The sequence below is a fragment of the Rhizorhabdus antheiae genome, from assembly GCF_049889055.1.
In the GTDB taxonomy this organism is placed as follows: Bacteria; Pseudomonadota; Alphaproteobacteria; order Sphingomonadales; family Sphingomonadaceae; genus Rhizorhabdus.
The window spans coordinates 548443-571458 of record NZ_JBLTWO010000002.1; the positions used below are offsets into that span (position 1 = coordinate 548443).

Here is a 23016-nt window from a genome sequence, read left to right on the forward strand (position 1 = left end):
AGGGCCGTGCCGAGCGACACGGCACCATGCCGTTTTTGACATGTTTCAACATCAATCGGCTGCGGTGCCGGCAGGCCGCACTCAGACAAACAGCGGAAGATCATCGATGTCAGACAGCATGACCCTCAGCCGCATCGCCCCCGCCCCCGCAGATCTGCGCGCCCGTCTGGAGGCGATTGTCGGGGCCGATCACGTGACCACCGACGAGCAGACCCTGCGCCTGTTCAGCGAGGACATCTGGTCGCGCAGCGAACATGTCACGATGCTGTCCGTCGCGCCCGGCAACACGTCCGAACTCGCCGCCGTGGTGACCGCCGCCAATGATGCCGGGGTCGATATCGCGCCGCGCGGCGCCGGCATGAGCTATACCGGCAGCTACATCCCCGCGACCGCCAACACCATCACGCTCGACATGCGGCGCATGAACCGGGTGCTGCGCGTCAGCCCCGAAGACATGACGGTGACGGTCGAAGCCGGCTGCACCTGGCTTGCCCTCAACGAAGCCTTGAAGCCGCATAATCTGCGCACGCCTTTCTGGGGCCCGATGTCGGGCATTTATTCGACCATCGGCGGGGGTCTGTCGCAGCTCAACGCCATGTTCGGCGCCGGTCATTATGGAACGTCGAGCGAAAGCGTCGTCGCGATCACGATGGTGCTCGCCGATGGCCGGACCCTGCGCACCGGCGCGCGCGGGCCGGATGGCAACACGCCGCATTATCGTCACTATGGCCCGGATCTCGCAGGGCTGTTCATGGGCGATTCCGGTACCCTTGGCATCAAGGCCGAGATCACCCTGCGCCTCATCCGGACCCCGGCGTTCGAGGACTCGGTATCCTTCTCGTTCAAGACCGGCGAGACGATGCTCGAAGCGCTGGCCGAGATGACCCGCGCCGGCATCGCGTCCGAAAGTTGCGGCTTCGATCCGGGGCTTACCCGCGTACGGATGAAGCGCATGTCGATGGCAAGCGACGTCAAGACGCTCGGCAAGGTCATCGCCAAGGAAAAATCCTTCGGCAAAGGCTTGCTCGCCGCCGCGAAGATCGCGATGGGCGGCCGCAATTTCATTCCCGAGGAGGAGTATCCGCTGCACATCACGGCGGAAGGCCGCTGCAAGGAAGCGGTCGCTGCCGATCTGGCGACGGCTCGGGAAATCGCCGCCCGGTTCGAAGGGGTCGAAATCGAGAATTCGATCGCCAAGGTCATCCGCGCAATGCCCTTCCCCGCCCCTAATTCGATCCTCGGGCCCGAAGGCGAAAGCTGGGTGCCGGTTCATGGCCAGGCCTCGCTGTCCACCGCGCCGGCCATGTTCGCCGAAATCCGCGCCTATTTCGATTCCATGCAGCAAAGGTTCGACCAGCACGGAATTTTCAACGGCTTCCTGTTCTCGTCGCTGTCGACGACCGCACTGGTGATCGAGCCGGTGTTCTTCTGGCCAGAGGGCTATCGCCCGATCCATGAATCGATGGTCGAGCCTGCGCACCTCAAGAACCTCAAGCAGCTCGGCCCCAATGCGGCAGCGACTGCAGTGGTCGACGAGGCGCGCGAGCAGGTGAAGGCGATCTGCAAGAAATATGGTGCCGCCCATTTTCAGATCGGGCGCGCCTATACCGCCTATCGCGAGAGCCGCGACGAGGCCTTCAAGGATGTGCTGGACGCCGTGAAGGGCGTCGTCGACCCGCGCGGCATCTTCAATCCCGGCTGCCTCGGCTTCCCCGTCCGGGACGGCCGGAACTGAGCGCATGACGACCGACACCTATCGCGCGATCCGGCTGATGCGGATCGCGCCCTCCTTCCGCGAAGGGGCCGACATCGTCGAACTGCCGGTCGATGAACCGGGCCGCGGCGAAATCCGGGTCCGCAACCTCCATTGCGGCGTCAACGCGATCTTCGATACGCAGATCGCCCGCAATGCGGTCGACTATGTGAAGATCAGCCTTCCGACCTTCACCGGCGTCGAGGCGATCGGCGTGGTCGAGACGGTCGGCGCAGGCGTTTCCAGCTTCGCACCGGGCGATGCCGCCGTCACAGTCCGCTTCACCGGCGGCTATCGCGAGCAGAACACGGGGCCGGTCGCAAGCTTCGCCCCCGCGCCCGCTGCCACGCGGGACTATCTCGCTCTGGCCTCGACCGGGGTGTCGGCGATGGTCGCGCTCGAACGGATCGGTGAGGTGAAGAGCGGCGAGACCGTCGCCATTTCCGCAGCGGCCGGCGGCCTGGGCCATCTTCTTGTCCAGCTGGCCGTACTCAAGGGCTGCCGCGTGATCGGCGTGGCCGGCGGTGCGGAAAAATGCGCCTTCGTCTCGTCGCTCGGGGCGGAACGCGTGATCGACTATCGCTCCGAAGATGTCGGCGCGGTTCTCGCTTCCGAATATCCGCGCGGTATCGACGTCGCCGTCGACACGGTCAGCGGGACAATTTTCGATGCCTTCCTCGCCAATCTGGCCAATCATGGCCGCCTGGTGGTCGGCGGCGCTGCGTCCGACCTGGAAGGCAAGCCGGAGATCGTGAACGCCCCCCGCATCGCCCACGCGATCTATTACAAGGGCGCGTCGGTGCGTGGCTTCATGAACGGGTTGCTGACCCCGCATTGGGAGGATGCCCGCAAGCGCCTGTTCGATCTCTATGCGCGCGGGCTGATCCGCATCCAGGTAGACAGCCAGCGCAACATCGGCATCGAGGGAATCTACGACGGGATCGAGCGACTGCTGTCAGGCAAGTCGATGGGCAAGGTCATCGTCGATCTGGACGCTAAGAGGGGGTGAAGCTGTCGCGGGGGCGGTGCGTCTCCGCGTCCGGCGAGAATGGCCGATGACATATTTTCCCAAGACGCTTTTCGAGAAGATCTGGGATGCGCATCATGTCGCGCAGACCGCCGGCGGCGCGCATCTGATCGCGATCGATCGTGTCTTCCTTCATGAACGGACCGGTGCCTCCGCGCTCAAGTCGCTGGCGGCGAACGATCGTGCCGTGCGCGATCCGGCACGGGTGTTCGCGGTCATGGACCATATCGTCGACACCCGGATCGGGCGCGGCGACGACACGCTGATGCCGGGCGGCAGTGCGTTCATCACCGAAACCCGCGCGGCGGCGCAGGCGGCGGGGATTACCCTGTTCGACGTCAACGATCCCGATCAGGGCATCACCCACGTCATATCGCCCGAGCTCGGCATCGTCCTGCCCGGCGTGACGCTGGTTGCGCCCGATAGCCACACCTGCACGCAGGGCGCTCTCGGCGCCTTTGCCTGGGGCATCGGATCGTCCGAAGCCGAGCATGCCATGGCGACCGGCGTCCTGCGGCTCGACCGGCCGAAGACGATGCGCATCACCGTCAGCGGCAGGCTTGCGGCAGGCGTCACGCCGAAGGACCTGGCGCTCCATCTGCTCGCAAAGCATGGCGCCGGCGGTGGCGCCGGCCATGTCGTCGAGTTTGCGGGAGAGGCGGTCAGAGCGCTCGACATCGAGGGGCGCATGACCCTGTGCAACATGGCCACCGAATTTTCGGCCATGACTGCGATCATCGCGCCGGACGAAAAGACCTACGCCTATCTTGCAGGCCGACGCTACGCCCCCGCGGACTTCGACGCTTCCTATTGGGCGTCGCTCGCCACCGACGAGGGCGCGACCTTCGACCGGGAAATCCTGATCGATGGTTCTGCCGTCGCGCCCATGGTCAGCTGGGGCACCAGTCCCGAGCACAGCGTCGGAGTGTCCGGTACGGTGCCGGAGGGGCCCGAGCGTGCTCACGCCTATATCGGCCTCGAAGCAGGCCAGGCCATCGCCGGCACACCGATCGATGCGGCGTTCATCGGCTCCTGCACCAACGCCCGCCTGTCGGACCTGCGCCGCGCCGCCGATCTGCTGCGGGGACGCAGGATCGCGCCGTCGATCCGCAAGGCTCTGGTCGTTCCCGGCAGTTCGTCCGTCAAGCGCGCGGCCGAGGCCGAGGGGCTGGACAGGATCTTCACCGAAGCCGGCTTCGAATGGCGCGCCAGCGGCTGCTCGCTTTGCTTCTACGCCGGCGGGGAGAGCTTTCCGGAGGGGTCGCGGACGATCAGCAGCACCAACCGCAATTTCGAGGGCCGCCAGGGCCCCGGCATCCGCACGCACATCGCCAGCCCGGAAACCGTCGCGGCCAGCGCGATCGCCGGTGCCATCGCCGATCCGCGAGACTTTGCCCGATGACCCCCTTCACCACCCTCTCCTCGATCGCAATCTCGCTGCTGCGCGACAATGTCGATACCGACACCATCATCCCGAGCCGCGAGATGAAGAGCACCGGGCGCACCGGGCTCGCCGACGGGCTGTTCGCCCCATGGCGTTACACCGATGTCGCGACGCGCGTGCCGGATCCGGACTTTCCGCTCAACCGACCGGAAGCGCAGGGCGCTCGCCTGCTGCTCGGCGGCGCCAATTTCGGATGCGGGTCGAGCCGCGAACATGCCGTCTGGGCTCTGGCCGAATATGGCATCCGCTGCATCATTGCGGAGAGCTTCGCTCCGATCTTCCGCGCCAACTGCATCCGCAACGGCCTATTGCCCATCGCGCTGGACCGGGCCTTCGTGGACGGTCTCGCCTGGCAGATGGTCGACGTCGATCTGACGGCCCAAACCGTTACTGCTGGTGGCAAGACGACGCCCTTCGCCATCGAGGAAGAACCGCGCCAGATGCTCCTCGAAGCGCTGGACGTCATCTCGTTGACGCTCAAGTCCCTCCCCGAAATCGACGCCTGGACCGCAGCCGATCGCGCCCGCCGTCCATGGATCTACGCTGGGAAAGCCGCATGACCGATATTCTCGTTTCCGAAGTGGGCCCGCGCGACGGGCTGCAATCGATCAAGGCCGTGCTGCCGACCGAGGCCAAGAAGGCCTGGATCGCGGCAGAAGCCGCTGCCGGCGTACGCGAGATCGAGGTCGGCAGCTTCGTGCCGCCGAGCCTGCTGCCGCAGATGGCCGACACCGCCGAGATCGTTGCCTTCGCCCGGACTATCGAGGGGCTGAACGTCGTCGCCCTCGTCCCCAACGCCAAGGGGGCTGCCCGCGCCGTGGAAGCGGGCGTCCATGGCATGTCGATCCCCTTTTCGATGTCGGAGACGCACTCGCTGCGCAACGTCCGCAAGGACCATCCGGCGATGCTGGCCGAGATTGCCGAGGTCGCCCGGATCGCGCGCGATGGCGGCGTGCACTTTGCCGTCGGCCTCTCCACAGCATTCGGTTGCACGATCGAAGGAGCCGTATCGGAGGACCAGGTCGTCCGCCTCGCGGTCGCCGCTGCCGAGGCCGGCGCGCAGGAATTCAGCCTCTCCGACACCACCGGCTATGCCGACCCGGCGCAGGTCCGGCGCCTCGTCCGCAAGGTCAAGGCCGCCATCGGTGCCGACAAGCTGACCACGCTTCATCTCCACAACACCCGCGGGCTCGGCCTCGCCAATGCGCTGGCTGGACTGGAGGAAGGCATCACCACGCTCGATTCCTCGCTGGGCGGTCTCGGCGGCTGCCCCTACGCGCCTGGCGCGTCGGGCAACCTCGTTACCGAAGATCTCGTGCTGATGCTCAATTCCATGGGGCTCCGGACCGGCATCGACCTCGAGAAACTGCTCGCTGTTCGGACGATCCTGGCGGAGGCGCTGCCGGGCGAGCCGCTCTATGGTTTCACCCCCGATGCGGGCCCGATGCTCGACTATGCGGAAAGGATTGCCCGTTGACCGGCAAGACCGGACCTACCCCGCTCGCCGGGATCAAGGTCATCGAATTCACCCACATGGTCATGGGGCCGACGGTCGGCCACATCCTTGCCGGTCTGGGCGCGGACGTCATCCGCGTCGAGCCGCTCGGCGGCGATCGCACGCGCCGCCTGCTCGGTTCGGGTGCGGGCTATTTCCCCATGTACAATCGGGGCAAGCGCTCGATCTGCCTCGATCTCAAGTCGGAAGAAGGCAAGGCCGTCGCGCGCGATCTGTGCGTCGACGCGGATATACTGGTCGAGAATTTTCGTCCCGGCGCGCTCGACCGGCTCGGCCTGTCCTTCGATGCCCTGTCCGAAGCCAATCCGCGCCTGATCTATTGCTCGGAAAAGGGATTTCTTCCGGGACCCTATGAGGATCGCACCGCGCTCGACGAAGTGGCGCAGATGATGGGCGGCCTGGCCTATATGACCGGCCCTCCGGGACGCCCTTTGCGGGCAGGATCGAGCGTGGTCGACGTGACCGGCGGCATGTTCGGCGTGATCGGCATCCTCGCCGCGCTCGAGGAGCGGCATCGTACGGGCAAGGGCCAGAAGGTCGTGGCGAGCCTGTTCGAAACCACGATCTACCTCGTCGGCCAGCATATGGCGCAGTTCGCCGTCACCGGAAAGGCGGCGGCGCCGATGCCCGCGCGCATCTCCGCCTGGGCGATCTACGACGTGTTCGAGACCAAGGACGAACCGGTGTTCATCGGGGTGGTGTCCGACAGCCTGTGGGAGAGGTTCTGCGCGCTGTTCGCGCTCGATGATCTGTGGGCGGACGAAGAGATCCGGAGCAACAATGAGCGCGTTCTTGCCCGCGAGCGAATCCTGCCGCGCATCCGCGCGCTGATGGCGTCGATGACCCGGGCGGAGATCGTCGCAAAGCTCGAAGGCACCGGCCTGCCCTTCGCGCCGATCGGTCGGCCCGAGGATATGTTCGACGATCCGCAACTCGCAACGGGCGGGCTCGAGGATGTCGTGCTCGACGACGGCAAACAAACCCGGCTGCCCACCGTCCCGCTCGAGATGGACGGAAAGCGCCCCGGAAGCAGCGTAGTCCTGCCGCGCCCCGGCGCCGACACGCGCGCGATCCTGCAAAGCCTGGGATATCCGGACGAGCGCATCCAGACGCTGATCGAGCGGGGCGCCGTGGAGACGGCCTGACTCAGTCGAAATCGAGGGGAGCATCAGAATGACCAAGTCCGACACGAGCGACGAGACCTTCCTCCTCAGCCGCCGTACCATGTTGACCGGCGTCGGGCTTGCCAGCGCGGGACTCGCGGGAGCCGGCGTCCTGGACGCCGCGCCCTCATTTGCCGCGACGCTCGCCCGCGAGGAAGGCATTCCGACCGATCCCGCAGCCCGCATCGCGATGATGCGGCGGATGCGACTGCGCACCGATTCCGGCATCGTCTACTGGTGGTTCCGCGGTCGCAACTATGCCCAGCAGGGGGCCAAGCTGACACCGCTTTGCGAGCTGGTGTTCGGCGCGGTCATGAAGGTCACGCCACTGCCCGACGGCGGCCTCGAAACCACGCAATATGAACTCGGCTTTCGCACCGCTCCGGGCAGCAGCGAGCGCACCGACCAGCTCCGCAATCCGCTGACCGGAGAGATGGTCGACGTGCCCTTCGTTCCGGTCGGCCCCACCACGGTGCGCTACACGCCCAACAACGACCTGATCTTCGACGGCGCCATCGCCAATACGAAGTTCACGGTCGAGCATATCCCCGAGCTGTTCTACCACATCGGCGACCAGATCAGCTTCCAGACCCATACCGCCGCCGTCACCGAGACACCGGGCCTGCCGTCGCGCCGCCTGAACGACATGTCGATGATCACCAGCCCGGCAAAGGAAGCGCTCGATCCGAAGGTCCACTGTGCCAGCGCGACAGGCTATGGCACCGACCTCAGTGACTATGCGCGCTGGTGGAAGATGCCGGCGGGCATGGGTACGCAATGTCTGCGCAGCGTCGGTCGCAAGGAAACCAGCTATTCCGGCATGCCCAAGGACTGGGTGGCCATGCTCGCCCGCGTCAATCCTGACGGCGCACGCGATCCGTTGAAGCTGCTCACCCTCAAGCAGGAAGACTATCGCAATTGATCCGCGCGCTGGGTCTCGCCCTCGCCGCCGGGCTCCTCGCGGGAGCAGCCGGCGGGGACGACCCTTTGACCCGGCCGATCACCGGAACCGACGCGGCGCGCTGGCTCGAGCCGGACGCGCCGCTGCGCGTTTTGCCGGGGCTTGGCTATGTCGGGCCCAGGCGGGTCAAGCAGGCCGTGATCGACACCGGCCAGGGCCTCATCCTGATCGACGCCGGTCTGCCCGAGGGGCTGCCCGTCCTGCGCGCGCATCTCGCCGAACTCGGCTATCGTATCGATCAGATCCGATGGCTCCTGGTCACCGAACCGCATTATGACCATGCGGGAGCGATCGCCGCCATCGTGCGCGAAAGCGGTGCGCGCGTGTATGCGTCGGCCTCCGCCGCCGCCGCATTGCGACGCGGCCTCAGCGGCGATGAGGACCCGCAGCGGGCGAGCCTGATCGCCTACCCTCGGGTCGAGAGGGTAACCGTGGTCGAGGACGGGCGCAGGCTGCGCTTCGGCCGCGTCACGATGAAGGCGCGGGCTATGCCCGGGCATACGCCGGGATCGATGGGCTGGTCATGGCGCTCTTGCAGCCCGAAAGCCGGTTGCATCCCGATATTCTTCGCGGCCAGCCTCAACTCGCTGACGGCCGGCAGCTACCGTTACCGCGACCATCCCGAGCTCGTCGCCGCTTTCCGCCGCAGCCTGGCGATGCTGCGCGACGAACCCTGCGACATACTTCTGTCCAACCATGCGGAGCATTCGGGCGCTGACCTGAGGGCAATGGCGCGACGATCAGGCGCCACTCCCGACCCGATGCGCGCGCCCGGCGCCTGCAAGGCCATGGCGGACAAATATTCCGCGCTGCTCGATGCCGAACTGGCGCGCGAGGATGCGACCTCACAATAGAAGGCCCAATTGAAAAGGGCGGCCCGATCGGACCGCCCCTTCCCGTTTGCGCTTCTCGCGTTTCTCAGAACGGCTTGACCGTTCCCAGAAAGCAGATCCCCGAAATGGTGATCCAATAGACATAGGCCATCAGGCGGCCATAGAGGAACTCGCGTTCCAGCGCGGCTTCCTCGGCCGGGTTGGGACCCTCCGCCAGTCGGCGGAAACGAACCGTCCACAGGCGCATGATCCAGCGCAGACCGAGGCCGATGCACAGGGTGAAGCCATAGAGCGTCAGCTTCGTGGCGTACCAGCGCGACCCTTCGCCCGCCTCGAGCGGCCCATGGCCGAGCAGCGACGAGATGCCGACCACGAAGAGCGTCGGGATCAGAACCCAGCGGATCTTCTCGTCGAGCTTGGTCAGCATCACGCCCGTATCGGTCTCACGCTTGATGAACGCGCTCCAGCAGAGGGCGAGCCAGCCCGCGACGAACACCCACATCGCGGTCAGGAAATTCCCGCCATAAGGCTGCAGACCATAGATGTGGCCCATGTGCAGCCCCAGCGGGAGCAGCAGGATAATGCCGGTCCGCGCCAGGATGTCGATGCGATAGGCGGTTTCCATGTGCCGCCTGCGCTCCTCCATCGAGAGCTTGCGATTGATGATGTTGAAGCTGGTCTGGAACACCCCCCACTCGCCACCCAGCCAATAGACCATGGAAACGATGTGGACCCAGCGCAGGATCAATACTTCTTCCAACAACGACTTTCCCCTTAACTGTGGAAGCCGCCACTAAGCCACTGCGCGTCAGCCTCGGGAGAGCCGCTCCACCCAGTCGGTGACCGGTGGATCGGGAACTCCATGGCTTCGACCTCCTGCTGGAAGCCGCGCATGACGCGGGCGATAGACGCCCTCATGGCGATGCCTCGTTCCTCGCCGGCACGCGCGTCCGGCTCGAAGTTCTCGATGGCACCACGGCCGACGGAGCCTTGCGCCTCCAGCAGCCGTTCAACAATATTCAGGCATTCCCGCGCCAGGCCGGTTCGACCGTCAGCGACAACGCCAGCGAATACGGACAGTCGATCTCCTGCATGATGCCGAAATCTCCCTTACTGCCGGCTGATCTACCACCAGAGGTTTGCAGTCCCCCTGGGCATTCCAGTTTACAGTGCGCCCGTGATCGATCTCGTCGCCATCCAGCAAGCATCGAAACAGACTCTTGTCGGAAACTGCTCGCACACCGGTCACAAAATGGATGATCGATCGCGAATTCGGCGTCTTCCGCCACCGCCTCGCCTTCATGCTGCCCCGCACCCGGCGAGCTATGGAAGCCGGTTCAAGCGCCGACGAGCACTATGTCGATGTCAGCCAGACCTTCGCGAAGCCGTCTGGCGTCCGCATATTCAGGAGAGTTGTAGAAGGACAAAGCCGCTTCCCGGTCCGGCCATTCCGACACGACCACCGACGCGCCATCCGTTCCGCTGCCTTCTAGGACGGTCGCCCCCGGTGCCCGGACGACATAACGGCCGCCATGGGCCTCCAATATCTCGGCCGCCTTCTGGGAATAGCCGCAGGCCATGAAGGCGTCGCGATCCCTGAGCTTTGCGGTTACGACCAGCCATGCGGGCATGATGACGCTCCTGTTCCTGTCCGGACCCGAACTGCACGCCTTGCGCCGCGACTTCAGCGGGCGACAGCCGGCCTATCCGGCCAGCGGAAGATCGCACGGCGCTTCATATTTCCGGCTCAAGCCATTGCAATCAAAGGCTCCTATGCAGCTCGCCAAGGCCCCTAACCTGCGCAGATGCGGCATCCGAAAAGCCGCTTGGCGGATAAGTCTGTCCGAAAATATCCGGCGCCGACGCCGGAGGCATAGCAACATCGTTCGAAACCAAGGCGGCGATTCCGCCGTGCGACAAGCCATCGGGGATAACATGACCTATCGATTGGGTGTGGACGTGGGCGGCACCTTCACCGACCTGCTGTTGTTCAACCAGAGCAGCGGAGAGTTCTGGCGCAACAAGACGCCGTCGACCCCGCACGACAGTTCGGAGGGCATCCTCAACGGCGTGACGGCGATCTGCGAGAAGGCCGGGATCAGCCCGTCCGACGTCGAGTTCTTCCTGCACGGCACCACCGTTGCCACCAATGCGGTGCTGGAGGGCAAGGGAGCGCGCGTCGGGCTGATCACCACCGACGGCTATCGCCAGGTCATGCAGATCGCGCGCAGCTTCGTGCCGGGCGGTCTGGCGGGATGGATCGTGTGGCCGAAGCCGGTGCCGCTCGCCGCGCTCGAGGACACGATCGAGGTCCGGGGCCGGATGGACGCGCACGGCCGCGAGCTCGCCCCGCTCGACGAGGCGCAGGTCCGTGATGCGCTGATCGCGCTGCGCGACAGCGGGGTCGAAGCGCTGACCGTCAGCCTCGTCAACGCTTACCTCAACGGCGCGCATGAGTGCCGGATCGGCGAACTGGCAGCCGAGATCATGCCGGGCCTGCCCATTTCACTGTCGCATCAGGTCCTGCCCGAAATGCAGGAATATGAGCGCACCCTGACCACGGTCGCCAATGCAGCCGTACGCCCCGTCGTGGGCAAATATGTCCGCAACCTGCGCGATCGCCTGCGCGGCGCGGGCATGGCAGGTTCGCTCTCGCTGCTGCGCTCGGACGGCGGCCTGATGTCGTCGGAGAAGTCCGAGGAGCATCCGGTCTCGCTGCTGATGTCGGGTCCGGCGGGCGGCGTCACCGGCGCGATCTGGGTCGGCCGCAATGCCGGCATCAAGAATATTCTGACCCTCGACGTCGGCGGCACCTCGACCGACGTGGCGCTGATCGAAAATCTCGAGGCGCGGCGCCAGCGCACCACCGAAGTCGGCCATCTGTCGGTTCGCGCCTCGGCGCTTGACGTGAAGACGGTCGGCGCCGGCGGCGGCTCGATCGCCTATGTGCCCGAGCTGACCGGTGCGCTGCGCGTCGGCCCGCAGTCGGCGGGCGCGGTTCCGGGACCGGTCGCCTACAGCAAGGGTGGCACCCTGCCGACCGTCACCGACGCCAATGTCGTGCTCGGCTATCTGCCCGAAAATCTGCTTGGCGGCACGTTCAAGCTCGACCGCGAGGGCGCCAAGAAGGCCGTCCAGACGATCGCCGACGCGCTGGGCATCGGCCTGATGGAGGCCGCGCGCGGCATCATCGACATCGTCAACGAGAATATGTTCGGCGCGCTGCGGATGATCTCGGTCCAGCAGGGCTATGATCCGCGCGACTTCGCGCTGATGGGCTTCGGCGGCGCCGGTCCGCTCCACGTCAACGCGGTCGCGCGCCTGATGGGCAGCTGGCCCGCCGTCTCGCCGGTCAGCCCCGGCGTGCTGTGCGCGCTGGGCGATGCGACGACCCGCATGCGGACCGAGACCGCTCGCTCCTTCAGCCGCAGGATCGACCAGACCGACGAGGCCGATGTGATCGCCCTGCTCGACGAGATGGCTGCGCAGACCCGTGCCGAACTGACCGCCGAGGGCATTTCGGAGGCTGACGTCACCAGCCAGTTCGAACTCGACATCCGCTATGAAGGCCAGGCCTTCGAGGTGCCATTGTCGATCGACGCCGAAGTGCTGCGCCGCGACGGCCTCAAGGGCGTGACCGATCGCTTCGACGCCGAGCACAAGCGCCTGTTCACCTTCAACATGGACAGCGCCCACGAGCTGGTGAACCTGCGCGCCGTGGCGATGGGGCCGGCGCTCGACCTGCCCGCGCCTCCGCTTGAACAGGGCAATGGCGATCCGTCCGCCGCGAAGATCCGCGACCATGAGCTCTGGGCCGATGGCGCGATGGTGCCGGCGGTGATCTACGAGCGCTCGCTTCTGCGCGCCGGCGACGTCATCCCGGGTCCCGCGATCGTCGTGGAGATGGACTCCACCACGCTGATCGAAGCCGGCTGCACCGGCAAGGTCGACCATGTCGGCAACATCCTGATCCATCTCGCCTGAGGAAATCGCACCATGCCCGCACAGATCATCCAGGCCAACCAGACGCCCTTCGCCACGGTTCCGGTCGACCCCGTCACGCTCGACATCATCGAGAATGCACTGCGCAACGCGCGGATCGAGATGGACGCTACGCTCGTCCGTACCGCCATGTCGCCCGGCATCCGCGAGCAGGGCGATGCCTTTCCGCTGATCGCCGACCATAGCGGCAAGATGATCGTCGGCCAGTTCGGCTCCTATATCGGCCCGTTCCTCGACGGGTTCGACGGCACCGTGGAGGACGGCGACCTGATCTTCCTGTCCGACCCCTATTCGGTCGGCGGCGCCATCAGCCATTCCAACGACTGGCTGGTGCTGCTGCCGGTGTTCAAGGACGGACGGCTGATCGCCTACACCTCGATGTTCGGTCACCAGTCCGACATCGGCGGCATGGTACCGGGATCGATGCCGATCCACGCATCCTCGATCTTCCAGGAAGGCGTCCGCATCCCGCCGGTCAAGATCCGGAAGAAGGGCGAGTATAACGAGGATCTGATCAAGCTGGTGATGCACCAGACCCGTACCCCCGACTGGTGCAAGGCGGACCTCAACGCGCTGATCGCCTCGTGCCGCGTGGCCGCGCGCCGGGTGATCGAGATGGCCGCGCGCTTCGGCGACGATGTCTTCGTCTCGGCGACCGACCTGCTGCTGGAACGCAACCACCGCGCGATGAAGCAGCTGATCGAAAGCTCGATCGGCGAGGAGCCAGTCAGCTTCGAGGACTATATCTGCGACGACGGCAAGGGCTTCGGCCCCTACAAGATCAAGTGCACGATGTGGCGCGAGGATGGCCGCGTGGTGCTCGACTTTGCCGGTACCGACCCGCAGAGCCAGGCGTCGATCAACATGTTCCTCAACGAGAACATGATGCGGATGTTCTTCGGCATCTACATGATCATGATCTTCGACCCGCAGATCCTGTTCAACGACGGCTATTATGATCTGATCGACGTGCGAATCCCCGAAGGATCGCTGCTCAAGCCGAAATTCCCGGCCGCGCTGTCGGGCCGCACCCATGTGCTGGGCCGGCTGTTCGATATCCTTGGCGGCCTGCTGGGCCAGAAGACGCCGGAATTCCTGAACGCCGCCGGTTTCTCGTCGAGCCCACATCTCTTCTATGCGGGCACCGACAGCAACGGTAAGTGGTTCCAGCTCTTCCAGATCGGCTTCGGCGGCATTCCCGGCCGGCCGCTCGGCGACGGCCCCGACGGCCATTCGCTGTTCCCCGGCTTCACCAACGTCCCCAACGAGTTTCTGGAGCGCTATTTCCCGCTGGTCATCGAGCGCTACGAGACCGTGCCCGACAGCGGCGGCGCGGGCCTGCACCGCGGCGGCAACGGGATCGACATGGTCTATCGCTTTCTTGAGCCCGGCACGATCGCGATCCACGACGACCGCTGGTTCGTCCCGCCCTGGGGCGTCAATGGCGGCGATCCGGGCGCACGCGCGCGCAAGGTGCTGATCAAGGCCGATGGCACCGAGATCGTCGTCGGCAACAAGATCGAGGATTATCCGGTCGAACCGGGTGATCGCCTGCACTTCGTGACCTGGGGCGGCGGCGGTTGGGGCGATCCACTCGACCGCGATCCGGCGCTGCTGGTCAAGGAATTGCGGCAGGGCCTCGTCACCGAAAAGGGCGCGCTGCGTTATGGCGTCGTGCTCGTGAACGGGGAGGTCGACGGCGCCGCGACAGAAAGCCTGCGCGCGAAGATGCGCGCCGAGCGCGGCGAGATCGGCGTGTTCAACTTCGGCCCGGACATCGAAACGCTGCGCAGGAATTGCCTCGCGGAAACGGGCCTCCCCGCCCCCACCCCGCCGCGTTGGGCCAAGGCATAAGGACAAGATACAAGTGGCAAATCCGATCCTTCGCCAGAAGCTCGAAGCGGGCCAGTTCTTCGTCGTGCCGGGCATTCAGGACATGCTGGCGGCTGTCATAGCCAACAAGGTCGGCTTCGATATCGTCTATGGCACCGGCTACTGGCTGACGGCGTCGGCCTGGGGCCTGCCCGATGCGGGCATCGCGACCTACACCGAAATGCGCAACCGGATGGAAACGCTGGCGCGCACGAGCAACGCCGCCGTCATCGCCGATGGCGACACCGGCTATGGTGGGCTGCTCAACGTCCATCACACGGTAAAGGGCTATGAGGCCTCGGGGGTCACCGCGATCCAGATCGAGGATCAGGAATTCCCGAAGAAGTGCGGCCACACCCCCTATAAGCGGCTGATCTCGACCGAGGACATGGTCGAGAAGATCAAGGTCGCGGTCGATGCGCGCTCGTCGGAGGACTTCGTCGTGATCGCCCGGAGCGATGCGCGCGAAAGCGAAGGGCTGGACGGGGTGCTGCGCCGGATGGAAGCCTATTCCAAGGCGGGAGCCGACGTGCTCTTCCCCGAAGCGCTGCATTCGGAAGAGGAAATGCGCAAGGCTTGCGCAACCCTCGACAAGCCCTGCATGGCCAATATGTCGAACCACGGCAAGACGCCGGTCCCGCTGGCCCCCGTGCTGGCGGAGATCGGCTATGCCTATGCCATCTATCCCTCGCTGACGAGCCTTGCGGCCTGTGCCGCGATGGAGAAAGCGCTCGTCGACCTGAAGCAGGATGGCATCGGCCAGCCCGATGGTCTGTTCGACTTCTCCGAATTCTGCTCGCTGATCGGGTTCGAGGACGTCTGGGCGTTCGAGCGCAAATGGGGCAAGGCCGGCTGATGGCGTCGCGTCGCATCGCTGCCGCCGTTCTATCCCGGAGCGGCGACAACCCTGCGCCTTATGCGCAGACCCGGCCGCTCGAGGTGAAAATGCTCGAACTGGCCGATCCGCGCCCCGGCGAAGTGCTGGTCCGGATCGACGCGGCGGGCCTCTGCCATTCGGATCTTTCGGTGATCAATGGCGATCGGCCCCGCCCGATGCCGATGGCGCTGGGGCACGAAGCCGCCGCGACGGTGCTTGCGCTCGGCGACGAAGGCGATGGCAGCCTGTCGGTCGGCGACCGCGTGGTGCTGGTCTTTCTCCCGTCCTGCGGCCACTGCGTCGCCTGCGCCTCCGGCCAGGGCTATCTTTGCGCCAATGCGGCTGCGGCCAATGGCAAGGGCGAACTCATACGCGGTGGGACGCGCCTTTCCTATGTCGAGCACCAGCATTGCACGCACGTGCATCATCACCTCGGCGTCTCGGCCTTCGCGACCCAGGCCGTCGTGGACCGCCGCTCGCTGGTCCGGATCGACAAGGATATCCCACCAGAGATCGCCGCGCTGTTCGGCTGCGCCGTCCTGACCGGCGTCGGCGCGGTAATGAACACGGCGCAGGTGCGACCCGGCGAGAGCGTGCTGATCTACGGCCTCGGCGGCGTGGGCCTCGCCGCGCTGGTCGGCGCGCTGGCCTCGGGCGCACAGCCGGTGGTTGCGGTCGACCCGTCCCCGGAGAAGCGCGCCCTCGCGCTCGAACTCGGCGCCGCAGCCGCCGTCGCGCCCGGCGAGGATGACGCGCTGTTCGGCAGCGATGTCGTCATCGAAACCGTCGGCAAGGCCGCCGTTCTTGCTCAGGCGTATAGAGCAGCACGGCGCGGCGGACGGATCGTGACGGTCGGCCTACCGAACCCGTCGGAAAAGCTGGAGATCAATGCGCTGTCGCTTGTCGCCGAAGGCAAGACGCTGATGGGCAGCTATATGGGCTCTTCGATTCCCTCGCGCGACATCCCGCGCTACATTGCCTTGTGGCGCTCGGGTCGTCTCCCGGTGGAGAAATTGCTCACCTCGGTCGGCCCGCTCGAAGAGATCAACGAACTGATGGACAAACTCGCCGAGGGCAAGGCGGTACGACAGGTCATCGTGCCGGGCTGGTGATTGGCGGGCCCGCTGATGTGTTCCGATCTGCGGAGACATTTATCCGGCAGGCGAATAATTTGTTGAACAAATCGGTCATATGACATTCTCTTGGCACTCTTGCGACATCTGGGTGCCAAGGGGAGTCGTTCACATGGAAAAAGGCGTTCCTATCCGATCGATCACACGGTCCATTGCCGCTCTCAAGGCGATCAATCGCCACGGTTCGCTCTCCATGATGGAGATCGCGAAGTCCGCCGAAGTCCCCTACCCCACCGCCTGCCGGATCGTTCAGACGCTCCTCTACGAAGGCCTGATCGAGCAGGAACCCTCGCGCAAGCGCTACCGCCCGACCGCCCTCGTGCAGACGCTGGCCACCGGCTTCCAGCATGACGACGAGTTGGTCCGCATCGCCCGCCCGCATATCGTGGGCCTGACAGCGCGCGTTGGCTGGCCGGTCTCGATCGCGATCCGCGTCGGGCGTGAGATGATGCTGCGCGACAGCACCCACGCCAATTCCTCGCTGACCTTCGAACATTATTATCCGGGCTTCACCCTGCCGATCCTCGACAGCGCCTCGGGCAAAGTGTCGATGGCCTTCGCCGATCCGGAAGAGCGCGAGATGATCCTGCGCTTCATGCGCGTCTCACAGGACATCAACCTCAACTATCTGGCCACCGCCGAAGTCAGCCTGGACGTGGAGCGGATCCGCGCCGATGGCTATGCGGTGCAGGGCCGCAACCATTTCAACCTGACGCCGGGCAAGACCTCATCGATCGCGGTACCGATCTTCCGCAACGGCCATTTCGAAGCGGCGATGACGATGGTGTTCTTCGTCGCGGCGATGAAGCTGTCGGCCGCGCTCGAAGCCTATCTCGACGATCTGAAGGCGACGGCGGCCGCGATCAGCTACGACCTGTCCAACGCCCCGATGGGCAGCGCCTGATCAGCGCTGTTTCTTCGCGATCGTCGCGGTGAAATCGGGATCCTTGTTCGCGACCCAGTCGACGAACTTGCGGACGGCGGGATTGTCCAGCAGCTGCTGGACATCCATGCCCGCGCGCTGAAGCTCCGAATTGGTGAAGTTCACCGTCAGCGTCTGCTGACAGATGCCGTGCATCGGCACGACATCGCGCCCGCCCCGGCTCTTCGGGATCGGGTGGTGCCAGATGATCGTGCTGCCGGTGGGGCGACCGCACAGCCAGCAGTGAACCACGGGCTTCGGTGCCTCGTCGGCAGCGGGCTCGTCATCATAGTCGTAGCGGGAGCGTTTGCGGGCCATGCGTCATGCCTTACAGCATGGCGCCGCCAACGCAATCAGAGGCGCGCCGTCACCGCCTTGGTTTCGAGATAGGCGTCGAGACCCTCCTGCCCGAACTCGCGCCCCCAACCCGACTGGCCATAACCGCCAAACGGAATGTTGGTACCGACAGCGCCATGGCAGTTGATCGACACCTGCCCGGCGCGGATGCGCCGAACGAGACGGTGGGCGGTCGACAGATCGCGCGTCCACACGCTGCCCGACAGACCATAGGGCGTATCGTTGGCAAGCGCGGCGATGGCGTCGAGGTCGTCGCTTTCGAACCTCTGGACCGCCATCACCGGGCCGAAGATCTCCTCGCGCATCAGCGGCATGGCGTTGTCGCAGCCGGTGAAGATCGTCGGCTCGATGAAGTTGCCGGGCCGGTCGAGCCTATTGCCGCCGGCAACCAGCGTGAGCCCGTCGGATCTGGCGCGGTCGATGTAGCCCATGACCTTGGCGCTGTGGGCATCCGAGATCATCGGTCCCTGCAGCGTGGCCGGATCGAGCCCGTGGCCGAGTTTCATCTGGCCGGCAAAGGCTGCGACGCCCTCCATCAGCGCGTCATGGATCGCGGCATGCGCGAACACGCGCGTGCCCGCCATGCAGTTCTGGCCCTGCAGGAAGAAGGTCGCCATGGCGACGCCAGGAATGGCGAGCGACAGATCCGCATCGGGCATGACCACGACCGGGCTCTTTCCGCCCAGCTCCAGGCTGACCTTCTTGAGGTTGCCGAGGGCGGCCTGGATGATCCGCCTGCCGGTTGCGCTCGATCCGGTGAACGATATCTTGTCGATGCCGGGATGCTCAGCCAGCGCCTGTCCTGCCTGCGCACCAACGCCATTGACGATGTTGACGACGCCCGCCGGGATGCCGGCGTCGAGGATCATCCGGCCCAGCGCGAGCGCCGAGAGCGGGGTTTCCTCCGACGGCTTCACCACCACCGTGCACCCGGCGGCCAGTGCCGGGGCGAGCTTCAGGATCGCGGTCGAAAGCGGCACGTTCCACGGCACGATCTGCCCGGCGACGCCCACCGGTTCGCGCAGCGTGTAGGTCAGCGCCTCGGTCTCCGACGCGATGTGGCGCGGCGGGGCGGTCGTCGTGCCCTCGATCCGCATGATCGCGCCGGCATAATAGTCGATCATCTCGACGCAGTTGGCCGTGGTCAGCCCGGCGATGAAGCGCGGCATGCCATTGTCGATGATGTCGAGTTCGGTCAGCAGCGTCGCATGGCTGTCCATCACCCGCGCGAGGCGATGCATCAGCGCCGTCCGTTCGGCGACCGTCATACTGCCCCAGGGCCCCTCGAATGCAGCGCGGGCCGCCTTGACCGCCCGGTCGACCTCATCCGCCCCGCCGATGTGGAAGCGCGTGAGGACCAGACCCGTCGCCGGGTCGCGCGTCTCCATCTCGCCCGAACCGTCGACCCATTCACCGTCGATCAGCAGGCGGTGCGTTTCGTCGAGGAAGGTCGCGGTCTGCGCAGAGATCGCGTGTCCTTCGAATGCCGTCGGCGCCACGCTCATATCTCCACCGTCCGCGGATCATAGGTAAACAGGCCGAGCGACTCCTCGTCCTTCATTTCGCCCAGGCCGAACAGATCGGTGTCCTGCCCCTGCATGCGATCGGCATTGGCGTTCGATTCCTGCTGGATGAAGGTCGCACGCTCGTATCGGGCCTGCTCGTAGCGAGTCAGGCCTTCGGCGGCGCTGTCGGATGCCGCAAGCGCGCGCGCCAGCACCACGGCATCCTCGATCCCGCTGGCCGCACCATGACCCAGGAACGGCGTCATCGCATGGGCAGCATCGCCGATGAGCGTGACATTGCCGTCGAGCACCCAGCTGGGCATCGGCTTGCGGGCGTTGATCGCCCATTTGAACAGGGGCTGCGCATAGGCAGCCTTGAGCAGCCGCTGAGCGTCGGCGCACCAGTGACCGAAGATGGACTGCAGTTCGGCCGGGTCGGCAGGCGTCATCCAGCCTTCCTCGTTCCAGCCGTCCTGGCGGGCGAAGAACACGAAGTTCATCACCTTGCTGCCGCGCACATTATAGCGATTCATCATCGCGCCGGGGCCGATGATGACACCCGGAAAGTCCGATAGATCCTGAATATCGGGGGTAACGGGCACCAGGCAGCGCCAGGCCACATGACCGGTGAAATGCGGGCTGTCGTTGCCGAAGCGCTGGCGGATGACGCTCTTCACGCCATCGGCGCCGACCAGCACATCCGCGCCGAAAGTCCGGCCATCGGCCAGCGTCACGGTCGTTCCTTCGCTCGACACGACCGCAGCGCCTGCGATCATCGTCACGCCCGCCCGCTCCGCTGCGCGGGTCATCACCCCGTGCAGGTCGGCGCGGTGCACCGTGATATAAGGTGCGCCATATTTTGCGCGCTGGGTCGACCGATCCATCGCGACGAGCGTCCGGCCGTCCTGCCAATGCTGAATGCGCTGACGGGTCGGCTCGACAGCGACCGCAGCGGCCTCCTCGCAGATGCCGATAAAGTCGAGGCCCTTCATCGCATTGGGTGTCAGCGTCAGCCCAGCGCCGATCTCGCCGAACTGTGGCGCGGATTCGAGCAGGGTGACCTCGAACCCTTGTTGCGCCAGCGCAGCCGAGGCGGTCATGCCGGCGACGCCGCCGCCAACGACCAGGATGGTACGGGGCTTGCTCACTTGGCGCCGCCGTCGAGCTGGCCGGGGATATGGCTCTCATGATTGGCGAGATACCATTTAGCGATTTCCTCGCGGGTGGCCCACCACACACCGGGCAGCGACTTGGCATGTTCGATGAACTCGCGCAGCGCGCGGATGCGATGGGCGCGCCCCGATACGTGCGGATGGAGCCCGAGGTTCATGATCCGGCCGGTCTTCGCGCCCTCGGCATGGAGCACGTTCAGTTCCTCGATCAGCGCATCGCGATATTCGTCGGTCGTGTAATTCTTGCGCGTGATGAAGGTGAAGTCGTTGATCTCGTTCGAATAGGGCACCGACACGATCGGTCCGTGCGGGGTCCGCAGCAGATAGGGCTGATCGTCGTTCATGATGTCGCAGTAAAAGGTGCAGCCATATTCGGCGAGGATATCCGCCGTCTGCAGCGTGCCGCGCAGCGACGAGGACAGCCAGCCCTTCGACTTGCGTCCGGTGAACTTTTCGAACTGGTCGAGGCTGCGCAGGATGATGTCGCGCTCCTTGGCCGGCTCATGCGCGAAGCTCGACAGCAGTTCGCCCTGCTCCCAATTGTGGGTCAGCAACTCCCAACCGCGTTCGAGCACGGCATCGGTCATCGCCTTGCGCCGTTCGAAGGTGACCGCGTTGGTCGTGCAGCTGGCCTTGACGCCGAGTTCGTCGAACAGGTCGATCAGCCGCCACAGGCCGACGCGCTGGCCATATTCGCGCCAGGTGAAGTTGGGGAAATCGGGGGTGTTTCCGGGCAGCACGTCCGGGAGGATCGCGGGACCGCCGGCATAATAGGGCTTGTCGGTGTCCTTGGTCAGATCCCAGGTTTCGAGATTGAAGGTGAGGATCAGCGCGACGCGGGCGCCGTTCGGCCAGATCAGCGGCTTGCGCTGCGGCAGCGGGACATAATCATATTCCATCGAACACTCACCTTCCGATATCTTGCCGTCTCAGACGGCCGACAGTCGCCCGAACGGATCAGGCGGTCAAAACCTCCAGCGCGACACGCTCGGCGGACTCCAGCGCACCTTCGAGACCGCGCGCCGCCGTCGCGGTATGCTCGCCGCAGAAATGCATACGTCCCGCCGGGCGGATCATCTCGTCCACCCAGCTGACCTGGCCGGGACCGAAATAGGACACGTCACCGCCGTTGAAGCGCTCGCCCGCCCAGCTGAAATAGCTGTGCGCAGCGACCTTGCCCTTGGCGGCGGGACGCAATTTCTCGAGCTGGCCAACGACCATGGCCTTGGCCAAATCAGGTCCCATGCGGTCCCAGTAGAGGGCGAGATTGCCGCGCGCCTGGACGATGAAGCCGGTGATTTCCTCGGGCGTCGCGCCGTAGCGCTGCGGCATCACATTGCCGAGCAATCCGTCGGTCCACATGCCGGGCGCGAGCTTGTCCTCTTCCCAGAAGGGCGCGTTCGCCGTGACGAACACCATCGAAATCGGCTGATAGCCCAGCTGGGCGACAGCGCGAGCCGGCACGCCCTCCAGCGCCGGCATCAGCTTGACGTTGCGGAGCGCCGAGAAGGGCAAGGAGCAGATCAGACGGGGGGCACTGAAGGTGGAGCCGTCAGCGCAGTGAACGCTGACGCCGGCGCCATCCTGATCGATCGCCACCACCTCGCGCCCGAGCAGCACGTCGCCCTTGAGCAACTTCGCCATGCCGGTGGCGAGGTGGATATTGCCGCCCTTGACCGAGAGCGAGCCCGTCCCTGCCCCCATCTGGGCTTTGATGAAGCCGTCATTATATTCCATCATGAGCGACGAAACGCCCCAGGCATCGATGCCATAATAGGGGGCCAGATCGTGGCAGAGATGGATCGCGGCGTCGGACAGCCCCTGCGCCTTCAGATAATCGTGCAGCGAGATGTCGAGCGCGGCGTTGGCCGGGTCGTGCCAGCTCGTCCAGTCGCTGAGCCGGTTATTGTCGGAGACGATCTTGCCGACGAGTTCGCCGGGCATCAGCGCCTTGAATTTTTCCGGGAAAGGATTGCCCGGAAAACCAGCCCATTCGGCGCGGGTCATCGGCTTGCCGTTGATCCAAAGCAGCGGCGGCGCGCCATAGCGATAGCGGGCGCCGACTTCGTGCAACTCCACGCCGGCCCGGCCGGCCGCATCGATGCCCCGGCCATAGCCCTCGGCCATCGAGTTGAAGCCCATTTCGGGGTATCCAGGCTGATCGAGCAGGGTCCAGATACGCCCGCCGACGCGCTCGCGCGCCTCGATGACGGTGACGGTCTTGCCTTCCTGCTCGAGCATCCAGGCCGCCTGCAGACCGGAAACGCCCGCCCCCAGCACGATGACGTCGCTTTGCCCCGGCTTCCGCCGGTCCGGCCCGGTCGGCATCGGCGCCTTGCGCTTGCTCGCGCCCAGCAAGGGCGCGCCTGCCGTAAGAGCGGCAAGGCCAAGCCCGCCGAGGGAGAATGTGCGCCGGTCGATCATCATCTGCCTTGCCTAACCCTCGGACTGCACCCGGATCACGGGCTTGCTGATAGCA

The 23016-nt window shown here is 65.5% G+C and carries 21 protein-coding genes; 14 read left to right on the forward strand and 7 right to left on the reverse strand.

Annotated elements, in window-relative coordinates; genetic code table 11:
• The first annotated feature begins 106 nt into the window (after positions 1-106).
• The 8 genes from ACNI3R_RS06980 to ACNI3R_RS07015 are packed head-to-tail and all read left to right on the forward strand — an operon-like array spanning position 107 to position 8718.
• Positions 107-1735 carry an FAD-binding oxidoreductase gene (locus ACNI3R_RS06980; protein WP_426181137.1) on the forward strand — a complete coding sequence of 543 codons (1629 nt, stop codon included), beginning with the start codon at positions 107-109 and terminating at the stop codon, positions 1733-1735.
• 4 nt (positions 1736-1739) lie between these two features.
• Positions 1740-2762 (forward strand): zinc-binding dehydrogenase, encoded by a 1023-nt coding sequence (locus ACNI3R_RS06985; protein ID WP_426181140.1) that lies wholly within the window; start codon positions 1740-1742, stop codon positions 2760-2762.
• Between the two features lie 46 nt (positions 2763-2808).
• Entirely contained in the window at positions 2809-4182 is a 1374-nt protein-coding gene (locus ACNI3R_RS06990) for a 3-isopropylmalate dehydratase large subunit (RefSeq protein WP_426181143.1), read from the forward strand.
• Positions 4179-4784: a 3-isopropylmalate dehydratase small subunit gene (gene leuD / locus ACNI3R_RS06995; RefSeq protein ID WP_426181146.1), complete on the forward strand. Its 606-nt coding sequence runs from the start codon at positions 4179-4181 to the stop codon at positions 4782-4784. The genes ACNI3R_RS06990 and leuD overlap by 4 nt, the downstream gene beginning before the upstream one ends.
• A complete protein-coding gene (locus ACNI3R_RS07000; protein WP_426181148.1) occupies positions 4781-5701 on the forward strand; it encodes a hydroxymethylglutaryl-CoA lyase in 921 nt (306 codons plus the stop codon). Before leuD ends, ACNI3R_RS07000 begins: the two co-directional genes overlap by 4 nt.
• Positions 5698-6885, forward strand: coding sequence for a CaiB/BaiF CoA transferase family protein (locus tag ACNI3R_RS07005; RefSeq protein ID WP_426181151.1), 1188 nt, complete (start codon positions 5698-5700; stop codon positions 6883-6885). The genes ACNI3R_RS07000 and ACNI3R_RS07005 overlap by 4 nt, the downstream gene beginning before the upstream one ends.
• A gap of 28 nt (positions 6886-6913) precedes the next feature.
• Positions 6914-7825, forward strand: a complete 912-nt coding sequence (locus tag ACNI3R_RS07010; protein ID WP_426181153.1) for a hypothetical protein — start codon at positions 6914-6916, stop codon at positions 7823-7825.
• Positions 7822-8718 (forward strand): MBL fold metallo-hydrolase, encoded by an 897-nt coding sequence (locus ACNI3R_RS07015; protein WP_426181155.1) that lies wholly within the window; start codon positions 7822-7824, stop codon positions 8716-8718. Before ACNI3R_RS07010 ends, ACNI3R_RS07015 begins: the two co-directional genes overlap by 4 nt.
• Before the next feature lie 64 nt (positions 8719-8782).
• Here the strand turns inward: ACNI3R_RS07015 and ACNI3R_RS07020 are convergent, their stop codons facing one another.
• Positions 8783-9457 carry a hypothetical protein gene (locus ACNI3R_RS07020; protein WP_426181157.1) on the reverse strand — a complete coding sequence of 225 codons (675 nt, stop codon included), beginning with the start codon at positions 9455-9457 and terminating at the stop codon, positions 8783-8785.
• An 86-nt stretch (positions 9458-9543) separates the two neighbouring features.
• Here ACNI3R_RS07020 and ACNI3R_RS07025 point away from each other — a divergent pair, with 86 nt between their 5' ends.
• Positions 9544-9957, forward strand: coding sequence for a hypothetical protein (locus tag ACNI3R_RS07025; protein ID WP_426181160.1), 414 nt, complete (start codon positions 9544-9546; stop codon positions 9955-9957).
• A 77-nt stretch (positions 9958-10034) separates the two neighbouring features.
• Here the strand turns inward: ACNI3R_RS07025 and ACNI3R_RS07030 are convergent, their stop codons facing one another.
• A complete protein-coding gene (locus ACNI3R_RS07030; protein WP_426181163.1) occupies positions 10035-10328 on the reverse strand; it encodes a DUF1330 domain-containing protein in 294 nt (97 codons plus the stop codon).
• Positions 10329-10632: 304 nt separating this feature from the next.
• Between ACNI3R_RS07030 and ACNI3R_RS07035 the strand changes: the two genes are divergently transcribed.
• From ACNI3R_RS07035 to ACNI3R_RS07055, 5 genes are all read left to right on the forward strand, one after another.
• On the forward strand, positions 10633-12681 hold the full coding sequence (locus ACNI3R_RS07035) for a hydantoinase/oxoprolinase family protein (protein ID WP_426181165.1): 2049 nt from the start codon (positions 10633-10635) through the stop codon (positions 12679-12681).
• Positions 12682-12693: 12 nt separating this feature from the next.
• Positions 12694-14553 carry a hydantoinase B/oxoprolinase family protein gene (locus ACNI3R_RS07040; RefSeq protein ID WP_426181168.1) on the forward strand — a complete coding sequence of 620 codons (1860 nt, stop codon included), beginning with the start codon at positions 12694-12696 and terminating at the stop codon, positions 14551-14553.
• Between the two features lie 13 nt (positions 14554-14566).
• Positions 14567-15427 carry an isocitrate lyase/PEP mutase family protein gene (locus ACNI3R_RS07045; RefSeq protein ID WP_426181171.1) on the forward strand — a complete coding sequence of 287 codons (861 nt, stop codon included), beginning with the start codon at positions 14567-14569 and terminating at the stop codon, positions 15425-15427.
• A complete protein-coding gene (locus ACNI3R_RS07050; RefSeq protein WP_426181174.1) occupies positions 15427-16560 on the forward strand; it encodes a zinc-binding dehydrogenase in 1134 nt (377 codons plus the stop codon). Before ACNI3R_RS07045 ends, ACNI3R_RS07050 begins: the two co-directional genes overlap by 1 nt.
• 133 nt (positions 16561-16693) lie before the next feature.
• A complete protein-coding gene (locus ACNI3R_RS07055; RefSeq protein ID WP_426181177.1) occupies positions 16694-17485 on the forward strand; it encodes an IclR family transcriptional regulator in 792 nt (263 codons plus the stop codon).
• Here the strand turns inward: ACNI3R_RS07055 and ACNI3R_RS07060 are convergent, their stop codons facing one another.
• Genes ACNI3R_RS07060 through ACNI3R_RS07080 form a run of 5 tightly spaced genes read right to left on the reverse strand, consistent with a single transcriptional unit; the run spans position 17486 to position 22964 of the window.
• A complete protein-coding gene (locus ACNI3R_RS07060) occupies positions 17486-17821 on the reverse strand; it encodes a hypothetical protein (protein ID WP_426181180.1) in 336 nt (111 codons plus the stop codon).
• A gap of 35 nt (positions 17822-17856) precedes the next feature.
• Positions 17857-19365, reverse strand: coding sequence for an aldehyde dehydrogenase family protein (locus ACNI3R_RS07065; RefSeq protein ID WP_426181183.1), 1509 nt, complete (start codon positions 19363-19365; stop codon positions 17857-17859).
• Entirely contained in the window at positions 19362-20513 is a 1152-nt protein-coding gene (locus ACNI3R_RS07070; RefSeq protein ID WP_426181186.1) for an FAD-dependent monooxygenase, read from the reverse strand. Before ACNI3R_RS07070 ends, ACNI3R_RS07065 begins: the two co-directional genes overlap by 4 nt.
• Positions 20510-21436, reverse strand: a complete 927-nt coding sequence (locus ACNI3R_RS07075) for a polysaccharide deacetylase family protein (protein WP_426181189.1) — start codon at positions 21434-21436, stop codon at positions 20510-20512. Before ACNI3R_RS07075 ends, ACNI3R_RS07070 begins: the two co-directional genes overlap by 4 nt.
• A gap of 58 nt (positions 21437-21494) precedes the next feature.
• Complete coding sequence (locus tag ACNI3R_RS07080) at positions 21495-22964, reverse strand: flavin monoamine oxidase family protein (protein ID WP_426181192.1); 1470 nt, start codon at positions 22962-22964, stop codon at positions 21495-21497.
• Positions 22965-23016: the final 52 nt, after the last annotated feature.

Bases quoted from the DNA above. Each gene is read 5' to 3' on its own strand.
- leuD (WP_426181146.1), top strand. From the start codon at position 4,179: ATGACCCCCTTCACCACCCTCTCCTCGATCGCAATCTCGCTGCTGCGC.
- ACNI3R_RS06990 (WP_426181143.1), top strand. From the start codon at position 2,809: ATGACATATTTTCCCAAGACGCTTTTCGAGAAGATCTGGGATGCGCAT.
- ACNI3R_RS07050 (WP_426181174.1), top strand. From the start codon at position 15,427: ATGGCGTCGCGTCGCATCGCTGCCGCCGTTCTATCCCGGAGCGGCGAC.
- ACNI3R_RS07000 (WP_426181148.1), top strand. From the start codon at position 4,781: ATGACCGATATTCTCGTTTCCGAAGTGGGCCCGCGCGACGGGCTGCAA.
- ACNI3R_RS07010 (WP_426181153.1), top strand. From the start codon at position 6,914: ATGACCAAGTCCGACACGAGCGACGAGACCTTCCTCCTCAGCCGCCGT.
- ACNI3R_RS07065 (WP_426181183.1), bottom strand. From the start codon at position 19,365: ATGAGCGTGGCGCCGACGGCATTCGAAGGACACGCGATCTCTGCGCAG.
- ACNI3R_RS06980 (WP_426181137.1), top strand. From the start codon at position 107: ATGTCAGACAGCATGACCCTCAGCCGCATCGCCCCCGCCCCCGCAGAT.
- ACNI3R_RS07035 (WP_426181165.1), top strand. From the start codon at position 10,633: ATGACCTATCGATTGGGTGTGGACGTGGGCGGCACCTTCACCGACCTG.
- ACNI3R_RS07060 (WP_426181180.1), bottom strand. From the start codon at position 17,821: ATGGCCCGCAAACGCTCCCGCTACGACTATGATGACGAGCCCGCTGCC.
- ACNI3R_RS06985 (WP_426181140.1), top strand. From the start codon at position 1,740: ATGACGACCGACACCTATCGCGCGATCCGGCTGATGCGGATCGCGCCC.
- ACNI3R_RS07075 (WP_426181189.1), bottom strand. From the start codon at position 21,436: ATGGAATATGATTATGTCCCGCTGCCGCAGCGCAAGCCGCTGATCTGG.
- ACNI3R_RS07055 (WP_426181177.1), top strand. From the start codon at position 16,694: ATGGAAAAAGGCGTTCCTATCCGATCGATCACACGGTCCATTGCCGCT.
- ACNI3R_RS07040 (WP_426181168.1), top strand. From the start codon at position 12,694: ATGCCCGCACAGATCATCCAGGCCAACCAGACGCCCTTCGCCACGGTT.
- ACNI3R_RS07080 (WP_426181192.1), bottom strand. From the start codon at position 22,964: ATGATGATCGACCGGCGCACATTCTCCCTCGGCGGGCTTGGCCTTGCC.
- ACNI3R_RS07030 (WP_426181163.1), bottom strand. From the start codon at position 10,328: ATGCCCGCATGGCTGGTCGTAACCGCAAAGCTCAGGGATCGCGACGCC.